Raw genomic sequence first — 11,849 nt, 5'->3', positions numbered from 1 at the left:
CAGTCTTTTACGAACTTTACTAATTGCCTGAATGGGCTGCTTTCAACGCATCGAGATTTTTAGAAATAGCATCCTTAGCGGTCGTCTTTCCAGTCCATACATCCCCTAGAACCGACCCGAGCAAGGTGTTAAACTCCGTCGTATGATTCGTATAGAACCACGCTGCAGGCTTCACAGCAGGTGATTGCGCATAATCGACTACTGCAGATTTATATTCGTCATAAACAGGGAAGTTAGGATTTTCGACCCATTTACGGGTAAGGGTCTCATCCGTGTACCACTTCTCCAGCGTCGGCATCCAGATCCCCGAGCTAATGAGGCCCCAGTTATTTTCTTCTGAGTTGTACCATTTCAGCCATTCCATCGCTTCTTTTGGATGCTTAGTCTGGGAGAAGACGACATTGGCGCCACCCGTGTTGAGGGTAACCTTTTCCTTCATGTAAGGCAATACTGCAACGCCATAGTTCAAGCCTTCATTCTTGGCCGTATTCAGACTAGTTCCCACGTTCCACGCACCGTTAGTAGCCATGGCAACAGTTCCCGCGATGATGGTTCGTTGAATGCCATCATCAGTCTGTCCGACAGACAACGGAGCAACATGATCCTTCAAGTAAAGATCTGCAACCTTCTGAATTCCCTCTATACTGGCGTCTTCTCCAATTCTCACCTCAGTCCCATCACCCGAATAGAACCCTCCACCATTACCAAGCGCCCAGGTCTCAAGCTGCCATGGTAAGTTTTCAACGGATGCGCCAAACTGTACGATACTCTGCTCATTAAAGCCACTCTCATCAGGATGTTTACCATTTTTATCAAGGGTCAGCTTCTTTGCTGTTGTTACAAATTCGTCCCATGTCCACGCTTGGTCTAAAGCGGCTGGGGGATAGGGTACATTGGCTTTGTCAAACATATCTTTGTTGTAATAGAGGAGTAAGATTTCATTGGCAGCCGCGTAGGCTACGGTTTTCCCTTGATATTTGTAGGCTAAGCTATCGAGTGGTTTGCTGTCGCTTCCTTCGTACATTGTATTTACATCATTCAGCATGCCTTGGGTAGACCACTGAACGACCCCATCTTCTCTGAGCATCCCTGTGTCAGGCAATTGCTCTGCCGTAGCCATTGTATTCAGCTTAGTCATGTAGTTTTCCCAAGGAATTGCTTGTACTTCTACTTCAATTCTGTCTTGAGAAGCATTAAACTTATCCGCCACTCCCTGGGTTACATTTCCCTCTTCCGCACTTCCCCACATCGAATAGATAATTTTGACCTTCTCCTCAGGCTTGGAGGTTGCGTTCTCAGATGCTTTGGGTGCATCAGATGCCTTGGTTACTGTGTTTGTCTCGTCTTTCGCGCAGCCAATGACACTTAACGCTATTGCAGTTGAAAGAATACCTGCCCCGAATGCTTTACCTACTTTCATTTCCCTCTCCCCCTTCATAATTACATAGATATGTCTAACCGTTTGACCCCTTAAGTTATTGAGTTAAACGTTTAGTACCAACTTTTTTAATAATTTCAACCTTTGCTTGGAATCCGAAATTTCGGCCAGCAGATACGACTTTTAATATCGTGAATATTTTCAAAAAGTGGTATAGAGTCTTCATGAACTTGGGATGTTTTAATGAAGTAAGCGCTTTATTGTTATTGTGTCATGATTTTCTATTAGGGAAAATAGCATTTTTCAACCTGATTTTTAAAAATTCCAACCTTTAAAGAATCAGCTTTTTCATAAAAACGGCAGAATCAGCTGAACCAAAATATTCAATTGCAGTAACGACAATAAGCAGAGCCGTCCTCCTACCCCAATGGTAGAAGCACTGCTCTGCCTATTTAGCATTTATACACATATGCTGCTGTATGCAACAACGCCTTTTTTCTCTTCTCGAAACATAACTGCGTGAGATTTCCAGCTCCTTAGCAAATTCCCGCTATGTTATCGAATTTCTTGAGGTTGTGGCCACGAACCGAGGTCAAGAATGAAGGCGTCTCTTATTCGTTCCCCATCGTGCTGATGTCGATGACAAACCGGTAACGGACATCTGAAGCAAGCACACGCTCCCAAGCTTCATCAATCCGGTCAGCAGAAATGACCTCGATTTCAGAAGCAATATTATGTTCAGCGCAGAAATTAAGCATTTCCTGCGTTTCACGGATTCCGCCAATCATCGATCCGGCAAACGAACGGCGGTGGCCGATCAGCGAGAATACGTTAACTGCCAATGGATCAGCGGGCGCACCGACATTGACTAATGTACCATCCAATGCCAGAAGTGAAAGATAGGCATCAATATTAATTTGTGCGCTTACTGTATTCACAATAAGATCGAATGAACCGGCAAGCTGCTTAAATGTCTCCGAATCGCTGGTCGCATAATAATGATCCGCTCCTAATTGCAATCCGTCTTCCTTCTTCTTCAGTGACTGTGATAACACAGTAACCTCAGCTCCCATGGCATGAGCAATCTTCACAGCCATGTGCCCAAGCCCGCCAAGACCCACTACAGCTACTTTTTTGCCGGGAGCGGCTCCCCAATGGCGCAGCGGTGAATAGGTGGTGATTCCTGCGCATAAAAGCGGTGCAGCCGCGTCAAGCGGAATAGTGTCAGGAATCCGGACCACGAAGTCTTCTGTTACAACGATGTGCGTGGAATACCCGCCCTGTGTATAGTGACCGTGCCGGTCGATAGCTCCATAAGTGCCCGTATTTCCACTCAGGCAATACTGCTCCTCACCTTTTTGGCAATTACTGCACTCTCCACAGGAGTCAACCATACAACCTACCCCTACACGATCGCCGACTGTGTACTTTGTAACTTTGGAACCGACCTGGCTGACAATACCGGCGATCTCATGCCCTGGAACAAGTGGATACTTAACCGGTCCCCACTCCCCGCGGGCTGTATGAATATCCGAGTGGCAAATGCCAGCGTATTTAATCTCAATAAGAACATCGTGCGGCTGCAGATTCCGGCGTTCAATTGTAGTTAGCTTGAACGGGCCTTCCTGACTGAATGTAGCACGTGCATTTACTTTTATCATAGTGAAACCTCTCTTCTAGTTAATATAAAAAGCTGTAACGTCGACTTTACAAAACCTATGTTATTACTTAAAGTTAACTCTAAGTCAAGCATAAAATATAATTAAGACTGGAGATAGATGATGAAAACATACTCCATAAGTGAAGTTGCAGAATATTTTAATATGACATCACATACCCTGCGTTACTATGACAAGGAGGGACTTTTGCCTTTTATAGAAAGAACCCCCAGCGGGAAACGCGTTTTCAAAGAAACGGATATGGATGCTTTAAAAGTAATTGAATGCCTGAAGTCATCCGGGATGCCAATTAAGGAAATAAAACATTTCATTGAGTGGTGCTCTGAGGGGGACTCCACCTTGCAGCAGAGATATGATATGTTCCTGGAGCGGAAAGCTTCTGTAGAAGCACAGATGGAAGAATTGAGAAAAACGATGGAAGTCATAGACCATAAATGCTTCTACTACAAGACCGCCTTGGATAGCGGCACGGAAGATGTTCATAAAAAAAATAACATTAAGAGTGCATTTACTCATTAAAAATGGACCTTCAAATTACAGTAAAGGCGGGGCAGATTGGTCTGCCCCGCCTTTCTTAATTTGGACGCTTTTTTGCCAGCAGCTTCTCCGTAAAATTCACATCAAAAAAATGAATAATGGGTCCCAAACCAAGTGCGGACACTAGAGTACCTAAGCCTATAACGCCTCCTGCCAGGAAGCAAATCAAAGCACAAAGAGCATCCGTAAACATCCGGTGCCAAAAATAAGATATTTTCGGGACGTTATCCCTCATAATCAGGGACAGGCTGTCGTAAGGAGCGACTCCCACAGCCGATGTCTGATACAGGGATACCCCAAAACTGCATACCACCACGCCAATCGCTACGACGACCACCCGCTGCCATAACAGCTGAGGTTCGCCTAACAGAGATAGCCAAGTACTATGAAAGAACGTAGCGATATACCCCAAAAAGATTGCGTTTACAAAAGTCCCGGCTCCAATATACCTTCGTCCGGTGATGAATTCGATTACAAACAATACCAGGTTCAGCAAGATCAGAAAATTTGCATATGTTATACCCACGCACTCTGCAAGTGCCATTACCATGCCGCTAAAGGGATCATTCCCCATGCCGGACAGCTTAAAAATACTAATTCCCATGCCCAGAAATACATTGCCGATAACCATAATAATCAATCGTTTTTTATCCACGTTATAAAGATAACCCTTCATATTGCCCATCCTATTTTTCATATTAAAATTGCACCTTACAACAACCACGTCATTATATCATATATTCTATTGTTTGACGGTTATCTTTATTGATAGTATTCAATGATTTGGATAAGCAGATCGGTCAGGACTATATTGTTTTGATGGGAACTGAAAAAAACAAAAGCAACCCGTCCGCAGATAAGTCGCCTTTGTAAAACTTTAGTGTTAACGGATCTAACTTATGACTTTAAGCTCAGCGCTTAGCCTTTTAAAAATGATGATAAAGCTTCATAAGAGTATATTTCATTCCACCGGGTTCTATAAGTTAATTTCAGACTTCTCTACTTCATGCCATTGAAAAAGCATTAACACAGGAGGAATATAAATTGGCTGGCCCCAGCAATAAATCAAATCAGGTGTCAAATTCGCAAGCCATAGCTCCCCATTCTCATCTAGTTGCATTCTCCACTTTCCGCTGGCAACAACTTTTTCCTGCTCCATAAGGAAACGAGCCTCATCATATGAAACTTCAATTCCTTTATTGCGCTCTATGAAATCAAGGGCAGCTTGGTAATTACGTTCTTGCTCTTCTTCTTTTTCTGCAGTAAAAGCTGAATCGTATACCTCTGAGAAATCTAAGCCCTTAAGGTCATGGAGTTCCACTAGTTGTTTAAATGCGTCCGTTACAAAAAATTGAACGATAGCTGTTTCCTTTATTTTGAACAGTCTATAATCAACACTATCAATTACATTTGTGGTGTTAAGCAAAAACAACATCAAATCAGGATGAGCCAAGGGAAGTGTTTCGTCTTCTTCCGCAACAATTGGCTATCCGTAAATATCTCGAAAAATCATTGTACTTCCCCTTATTCTTGGTGTGCATGATTCTGGGTTCTCCTCCTTTTTTTCTCTGTATGATTGTACTGACAATAAGGTACCAAAAAATCTCCATTCAAAGAGAAAATCACGCCATTTATTCCATCGGCTGGTTCGCCAATTATTGATATTATCCCAACACTACCCAAGCAATCTGTCACTTCTCATTATTTTATTTGTGTTCAAAACTCCCCGTTCTTTGCCAATGATAAGAGTAGAAGAGTCTCCATTGCCAGCCATCTAGAGGCCGACTCTATCCACCCCTTCAGCAAATGGTTCAAACAAATGTCTGGCTATCCGCCAGGCAAGTTTCGCAGCCGCAGCAGGATGATTTAATATAGAAAACGGCGCTGCATCAGTGCAGCGCCGCTGTACCATTTTCAAGTTTGATCACAGCATCCAACCAACCTCCCTGTAGGCCCTCCAAAGCGCCTGAAAAGATTGCGACTGTGCCAGGTGTCATTTCGTACAACGTGTCTAGCAGCAGGAAACGAATCTCGATATCCATGCCATAGAGAGGCTCATCCAGCAGCAGAAACCATGGATCAGCAAGCATCGCCTGAGCAATCATAAGCCGTTGCTTGTTGCCGCCTGACAACCGCTGAATGGGCGTTTTCCACTCGGCAGTAAGCCCGAGCCGTTCACTTAGCTCACGAGATCGTTCCTCAATGGTTGCCCGTGGCATCAGCTTCATCTCACCCACATAACGCAAGTATGCCTCGACATTCATATTGTCATAGTACGCTGCCTGCTGTGGCTTGTAGCCCAGATAAGGCTTGAAAGCATTGCCTGACAACGTCACGCCATGAAGCTGATAGGTAATCAGGCCGCGTACAGGCTGGTATAGACCAGCTATCGCTTTGAGCAATGCTGTTTTTCCACTGCCATTGGCGCCCTCCAGACCATACCAGCCTGGCGGCAAAGCCAGATTCACATCCCCTAGCAGCAGGTGACCATTATCTGCAAGAAGTTCAACCGCGGTAAGTTTTAGCTCAGCTCCTCGCACCACTCTTCCCTCCTATCCATATTGCTTGTAATAATGCCGATGGCGCAGCAAAATACTTGTTATAACACCCAGCGCTATTGCCAGACTAACAGCAACAAGCTTGCTTGCAAGCCAGTGTTCGGACCCGTATTCGCTGAACAATTGAAATACGCCAAGCCTCTCGCCAGTGGAAAACTGGATGACGCCCACTGCGAGCACAACCGCGGTACCAGGCCATGTCCCGAAACGAAGCATTGCAGCCAGCGCTGCAAAAGCGCTCAGGCAGATCGGCAGTAATAGATCTGTGATCAGTAAAGTAGTGTTAGATCCGAATTCACCGCTGGTACCCGTCATAACGAGTATTCCATAAAACAACAGCGCTAGAAGGAGGTCATATAGCAGTATGGTTCCTATTCTGGCTACCATAAGCTGTACGGGTGTAACAGGAAAGGTCGCCTCAAGCTCACTCATTGGCTTATGCATGGATCGGAGTGAATAGGCCACACTGGCTACAGGAAGCAACAGAATCGTAAATAAAAATACATCCGGCTTGGCAGAGCTACTGAACCATTCACTTGCTACCAGCCCCTCAACGACTGCTCCTATGCCAATCATAAGCGCTGATGTAAGCCAAAACAGCCAATGCATCGTCCTTACCTGAGCTGCCATGCGTTGCATAAGCCTTACTGGTAAAGATATAGCGACAGTTGCTTGCCGCCCAGGCCTGTCATGTCTTGCCACTCGCTTGGAAGAGGGTACAGCAACCGCCCACTCAGGCTGTGTGGCATATGTGGCGGCAAGCGCCAGCAGAGATTCCGTCTGCTGGCCGCTGGGACCATCGACGGTATAGCGATCCAGTTGGCTGAATACGGCTCCGATCTGGTCATGCTCCCATCGATCCGCTGCTGCTTCACCCTTTTCCTCTAGTTGCCGCTGCTCTTGCAATTCCCTGTGCAGTTGACTGTCGCGACTAGCCTTATCGGCGCTACCGGCTCCGGATATGTAACTCATCCTGATCCTCCCCTTTCTGCAATGTATGGGCCAGTCGCCTGAACGCCCGATACAGCTTGGACTTGACCGTTCCAAGCGGCAGTTCCAGCAACTCGGCTATTTCATCCAGCTTGAGCTCCTCATAAAAACGCAAAATAACAATTTGCCGCTCCTCCTCAGGCAAAGCGCCAAGGGCAGCAATGACTGCTTCACGCTCATATTGCTTGTCTAAAAAAGACGCTACCGTATCCTTACCGCCATCTGCCGCATCATACACTCCGGTATCCTTAGCCGCTACTTCATAACGATAAGCTCCGGACTTCCATACATCACGGCACAGGTTCGTCGCAATTCGATAAATCCATGGTCGAAACCGTTCAGGCAACCGACCAGCTTGCAAAGCCGTGAATACTCTGACAAAACACTCTTGCACCAAATCTTCTGCGAGCTGACGCTTGCTGGTCAGTCGGTATAAATACGCATAGATGGTCTGATGATACCGATAGACGAACAACTCCAGCACGGCTGTATTCCCTTGCTTGTATTGCTCGAGCAGTTGCTCATCCGTAACAACAGCCCTGCTGTTCACTTGACTCTCTCCTTTCTCGCTCAGCACTATTGCCTGCACACGAGCCAACCTCTGCCTTTCCCCAATAGAAGCATACAGCAGAAAAGCAGTATTCCAGCTGCTGCAAATAATGCGATAGCGTTATGCGATTTATCTGTGAACCGGCTCACCGGCCAGACGGCTTGAAATAAATAGTACCGATTGAGCGGCATACTGGACATAAAATACTCCAGCAGCCACACCGTTGCCCCCACTCCTAGCCCGACAGCCATATTGCGCCCTAGCAGAGTGCCCAATGCCGCCAGACCGCCAAGGAACATATTCACACTGAGGCTATGTTTAATTATGTAAGCTAGTTGTGCCGTACTTAAAACGATCGCCCAGCGGTCAATTGCCCAGAGCAACGCTGCTTCATAGATAACTAGCAATAGCGCAGCGACCGCTCCTCGCTCGGCGAACACGAGTAATTGTGAATATGGATAGCTGAAATGATGGGCAAAAGTACCCTCACTGAAATCATCGGCGAACAAGGCAGCACTCAAGGCAATCGCAAGTAAAGGCAGCACAAATATAAAAGCCACTTTGACATGATAAAAACCAGGAGAGGGCATCATCATTGGCAGCATGAGGCAACCAGCTGCTATCAGCGCCGCAATAATAGCTATAGCTAGCAAGTAGCCGCCCCATAGGATGCGCCAAGCATATTTTGCACGGGACAAAAGAATGAGGGCAACCTTCATTGTCCTCCCTCCATTTTCCTTTGCAAATAGCCTCGCAGAAGCGCTTCCATTTGTTCATCACTGTCCTCGATTAGCTGCTCTGTGCCAATACTGTCATAGACAAGCTTGATGACATCGTAGACACTTTCAATACCGTACTGGCTGTATATGGTATTCATAAGGTCATAAACCTGATTCGGTGTACCGTTCAAAAAATAGCTGCTAACAGGTTCGAACAGTCGATCTGGCAGTTTCCCTCCGACCAGCTTGAGCTCGTTATAAGCCTGAAAAAAGTTATTCAGTGTATATTGGGCGTTTAAATTTAACATTCTCGCATTTCTAATCTCTCTACGTTTGGCACTGTAATCAAGCCAGTACTGCCCCGTTCTCAGTTGGATATTCCCATTTTTCCCTCGATCAATTTCCGCCCCAAAATAACTTGACACAGACACCTTAGACAAAAAGTGGACATCGCGAGCTTCCGGACCTCCAACTGATGCATCTACCATGCCAAGGGTGCTCATACTCACCATATTCAAACTATAATACGGATAATCGGCAAGTGCCATAGTAACCGTCTGGGGAAAACTCGTTGCAGCTTCTCCATCCAACTTTTTCAAAGTACGCGCCGCTTGGGCGTAATGCCTGGCTGCGAACTGTGCTGCTTCTTCGACAGAACGGGCAGGCAATTGACCAGATGCCAACAGACGCAACGTCTTGCCGTCTGCCGTCGCTTCTGCAAGTTGCAGATCGCCCCCAAATAATGTAAGTCCGCTTGCTTCATCCAGCTCCAGGCGCGTGATGGTCGCTCCCTTCTCTCCAGCCATCTTACTAGTAATGACAGAGGCGTTGGAGAACAGTTTCAAGCCACTTGGCCCTGTGATAGCAACTTCAAAGCCCGCCATAGGGCGCGGCAGTTGTGTGTCCAGAATATCTGTAGCGTGACGCCCCCATTCGTAGTGATCGGTAAGCAATTCCGATAGCCGGCTATTGCCGATAACAGGGTACCAGCCATAGAAAGCTGGCAGGAAAATCCTGTTATCGTCGACAACAGCGATCTGCTCCCATCTATCCCTGCTAGGAGCGACGGAATAATAATGCCGCCAATCATTTAGGGTACCTCTATATGTCATCTCGATCTCCATATGCTCCCCTGGCATAACATCCGTTGCAGGCTTGATCCAAAGTACATCTGTAGCCTCTTCCCACTCATAGGCAGCAGCAGCACCGTTCACCTTCAGTTCCTGTACATCAAAGATATGTCGCAGCATGATTGGGAATCGCTCTAGTGTTGCCGCTTGTCCATTGCTTGCTTGCATCGTCGCCTGTATTTCTAACCCATGCCGCGGCAGTAATTCCAACTTCAGCTTGTAGCTGTTAATGTGTAGATCCTGGAACTTCATTCCGACAAGCAGATCTTTAATATGCGATACCGAGAGCGGATTGCTGGTATTCCCGTTTGTGTTAAGGGTGATCCGAGACATTTCCTCAATATCCGCCTCCGAATATTTACCCGCTGCAATTCCAGCAACGAGCAGTTGCTCCAATTCACGCTGTTGCGTGATATCATTGGCTGAAGTAAGACGTTCGCGATAGAAACGTTCATTGGCATCCGCAATATCTGCCCGTTCCTGCAGGTATCCGTACATCGCACTACCTGCCCATAACAATGCTGCACCTAGAATCAGCATCGTGGGATAGACAAGCCATGCCTTGACCCGTTCCCGCCTGCGTCTACATACTACAAGTAGAACAGTCATGACCATTCCTGCTGCTAAAGCTGCAACGATGCCGCGATGCAGCCAAAATGCCGGATCATATATAAATCCCCACATACGTGAGTAAGACTTACCAATATATTTAACTAGTGAATAATCGAACCAAATCTGCGTATGAGGGGGTAATGAAAAAGAAGGGCGATCGGTCTTAAAAAATTCCGGTAAAATAATTGCCAAGCTAAGCAACAGGACGAAGCTGATCAAGTAACTGTATCGCTTGCGGATAAGGATACCTACTAAGTAGGCAATTACAGTTGCAAATAACATCGGGATGGCAAAGGAAGCCAATACAGCAGAGGTATACCATTCACGCATTCCCCATGAGATGCCATCATTTACGACCAACCATACATAAGCCCCCATCGGCACGAGCGCAGCTGCTAACGGAAGGGTTACAGCACAGAGCAAGCGTGCAGCCTCCATTTCCCATGTTCGATACGGAAAGGTAGCCATCATGGTTGCTGTCTTCCATTCTTCATCCCGCCGTGCTATCGCTGTTGCCAGCAAAGGCAAAATAATGAGGGCTACAAGGCAATACACCTCAGAAATATCCATCACGTATACTGCACGATCCAATTTGGCATCGGCGTTCTGAAACATCAAATACAGGATGCCGACCACAGTTGCCAGCATTAGATACAAGCCTGGGCCACGCAGCAGTAGCTTGCACTCTGTTTTGTAATAGCGAATCAGGCTCATTGGCTATTCCCCGCTCTCATGACCCCGATATATCCGTCCTCAAGTCCTGCCTTTGCCTGGACTGCTCCAGGTAATGGGACAGAACTGGCAAGAACACGCGCCTCATAGCCGGCTCCTGAACGCTTTGCAGTCACGATGGCTGCAGTTTCTTTGAGCTCTGCAAGCTTCTCATCACCCACTTGGACCGTCCACACTTGTCCCTGCACACGCTGGAGCAATTGTTCTTGCGTACCGTGAAATACGATGCGCCCTCCGCTCATAATCGCCATACTCTTACAGTTATTATCAATATCGGCGACGACATGTGTAGACAGTAGCACAGTACGATCTTTACCCAGCTCAGTCAGCATATCACGAAATCGCATGCGTTCTTCGGGATCAAGCCCTGCCGTAGGCTCGTCCACAATAATGAACTGCGGATCACCTAGCAGCGCCTGGGCAATACCGATGCGCTGCCGCATCCCGCCAGAATATTTGCCTATACGCACATGGCGCTTCTCCTCCAGATTGACTCGGCGCAACATTTCGGCTACTGCTTTCCTCCGGACTTTTCCATTTGTAATGCCCTTCATGGACGCGACATAATCGAGATATTCTGCGCCTGTCAACTTGCGATATACGCCAAACTCTTGTGGCAGGTAGCCAAGCAAGCCACGAATTTCACGTTCATCCCGCCCAAGCTTGCAATGTCCAATTTGTACATCCCCTGATGTTTTCGGTATTACTGTTGCCAATATTTGCATCAATGTTGATTTTCCCGCCCCATTGGGACCGAGTAAGCCGAACATACCCGTACCCAATGTCAGGTTAATTCCGTTCAGTACTTGTTTACTGCCATATTTTTTGCACAATTGCTGGATAACTACATGCATCATTACCTGCCTCCATTCGTACTTGGCCAACTACCGTGCGCACGAGTAGATTGTCGAACAGTATAACGACACTCCCTTCTAAAAGTTTAAAAAACAGGTGATTTTTTAAA

Annotated in this window: 11 protein-coding genes; 1 reads left to right on the top strand and 10 read right to left on the bottom strand. The window is 46.7% G+C overall.

What is annotated here, in order from left to right:
* Positions 1–19: 19 nt before the first annotated feature.
* Positions 20–1,420: a sugar ABC transporter substrate-binding protein gene (locus MKY54_RS07550; RefSeq protein WP_339190077.1), complete on the bottom strand. Its 1,401-nt coding sequence runs from the start codon at positions 1,418–1,420 to the stop codon at positions 20–22.
* A 569-nt stretch (positions 1,421–1,989) separates the two neighbouring features.
* Positions 1,990–3,039: an NAD(P)-dependent alcohol dehydrogenase gene (locus MKY54_RS07545; RefSeq protein ID WP_076125346.1), complete on the bottom strand. Its 1,050-nt coding sequence runs from the start codon at positions 3,037–3,039 to the stop codon at positions 1,990–1,992.
* Between the two features lie 120 nt (positions 3,040–3,159).
* Here MKY54_RS07545 and MKY54_RS07540 point away from each other — a divergent pair, with 120 nt between their 5' ends.
* Positions 3,160–3,576 carry a MerR family transcriptional regulator gene (locus MKY54_RS07540; protein ID WP_312148712.1) on the top strand — a complete coding sequence of 139 codons (417 nt, stop codon included), beginning with the start codon at positions 3,160–3,162 and terminating at the stop codon, positions 3,574–3,576.
* 55 nt (positions 3,577–3,631) lie between these two features.
* On the opposite strand, the gene MKY54_RS07535 is transcribed toward MKY54_RS07540, so the two are convergent.
* The 8 genes from MKY54_RS07535 to MKY54_RS07500 all read right to left on the bottom strand — a co-directional run bounded on the left by MKY54_RS07535 (position 3,632) and on the right by MKY54_RS07500 (position 11,742).
* Positions 3,632–4,291, bottom strand: a complete 660-nt coding sequence (locus MKY54_RS07535; protein WP_248547753.1) for a hypothetical protein — start codon at positions 4,289–4,291, stop codon at positions 3,632–3,634.
* 279 nt (positions 4,292–4,570) lie between these two features.
* Complete coding sequence (locus MKY54_RS07530; protein WP_339190076.1) at positions 4,571–5,032, bottom strand: hypothetical protein; 462 nt, start codon at positions 5,030–5,032, stop codon at positions 4,571–4,573.
* A 451-nt stretch (positions 5,033–5,483) separates the two neighbouring features.
* Positions 5,484–6,134, bottom strand: coding sequence for an ATP-binding cassette domain-containing protein (locus MKY54_RS07525; protein ID WP_076125354.1), 651 nt, complete (start codon positions 6,132–6,134; stop codon positions 5,484–5,486).
* Positions 6,135–6,146: 12 nt separating this feature from the next.
* On the bottom strand, positions 6,147–7,124 hold the full coding sequence (locus tag MKY54_RS07520; RefSeq protein ID WP_076125356.1) for a hypothetical protein: 978 nt from the start codon (positions 7,122–7,124) through the stop codon (positions 6,147–6,149).
* Positions 7,099–7,692, bottom strand: a complete 594-nt coding sequence (locus tag MKY54_RS07515) for an RNA polymerase sigma factor (protein WP_076125358.1) — start codon at positions 7,690–7,692, stop codon at positions 7,099–7,101. Before MKY54_RS07515 ends, MKY54_RS07520 begins: the two co-directional genes overlap by 26 nt.
* A 26-nt stretch (positions 7,693–7,718) precedes the next feature.
* Positions 7,719–8,411 (bottom strand): hypothetical protein, encoded by a 693-nt coding sequence (locus tag MKY54_RS07510; protein WP_076125360.1) that lies wholly within the window; start codon positions 8,409–8,411, stop codon positions 7,719–7,721.
* Positions 8,408–10,867, bottom strand: coding sequence for a hypothetical protein (locus MKY54_RS07505; protein ID WP_339190074.1), 2,460 nt, complete (start codon positions 10,865–10,867; stop codon positions 8,408–8,410). Before MKY54_RS07505 ends, MKY54_RS07510 begins: the two co-directional genes overlap by 4 nt.
* The gene (locus tag MKY54_RS07500) at positions 10,864–11,742 is read right to left on the bottom strand and encodes an ABC transporter ATP-binding protein (RefSeq protein WP_256715762.1); all 879 of its coding nucleotides are present in this window, start codon (positions 11,740–11,742) and stop codon (positions 10,864–10,866) included. Before MKY54_RS07500 ends, MKY54_RS07505 begins: the two co-directional genes overlap by 4 nt.
* Between the last annotated feature and the right edge of the window lie 107 nt (positions 11,743–11,849).

It is taken from the genome of Paenibacillus sp. FSL P2-0121, from assembly GCF_037975345.1.
Taxonomy (GTDB): Bacteria; Bacillota; Bacilli; order Paenibacillales; family Paenibacillaceae; genus Paenibacillus_AQ; species Paenibacillus_AQ odorifer.
Note: the sequence above shows the minus strand (reverse complement) of the source record. Positions and strands in the feature narration are given on the sequence as shown.

What these genes read in the sequence shown, in the direction of transcription:
- MKY54_RS07550 (WP_339190077.1), bottom strand. Translation starts at nt 1,420, where the DNA reads ATGAAAGTAGGTAAAGCATTCGGGGCAGGTATTCTTTCAACTGCAATA.
- MKY54_RS07535 (WP_248547753.1), bottom strand. Translation starts at nt 4,291, where the DNA reads ATGAAAAATAGGATGGGCAATATGAAGGGTTATCTTTATAACGTGGAT.
- MKY54_RS07520 (WP_076125356.1), bottom strand. Translation starts at nt 7,124, where the DNA reads ATGAGTTACATATCCGGAGCCGGTAGCGCCGATAAGGCTAGTCGCGAC.
- MKY54_RS07545 (WP_076125346.1), bottom strand. Translation starts at nt 3,039, where the DNA reads ATGATAAAAGTAAATGCACGTGCTACATTCAGTCAGGAAGGCCCGTTC.
- MKY54_RS07500 (WP_256715762.1), bottom strand. Translation starts at nt 11,742, where the DNA reads ATGATGCATGTAGTTATCCAGCAATTGTGCAAAAAATATGGCAGTAAA.
- MKY54_RS07505 (WP_339190074.1), bottom strand. Translation starts at nt 10,867, where the DNA reads ATGAGCCTGATTCGCTATTACAAAACAGAGTGCAAGCTACTGCTGCGT.
- MKY54_RS07540 (WP_312148712.1), top strand. Translation starts at nt 3,160, where the DNA reads ATGAAAACATACTCCATAAGTGAAGTTGCAGAATATTTTAATATGACA.
- MKY54_RS07510 (WP_076125360.1), bottom strand. Translation starts at nt 8,411, where the DNA reads ATGAAGGTTGCCCTCATTCTTTTGTCCCGTGCAAAATATGCTTGGCGC.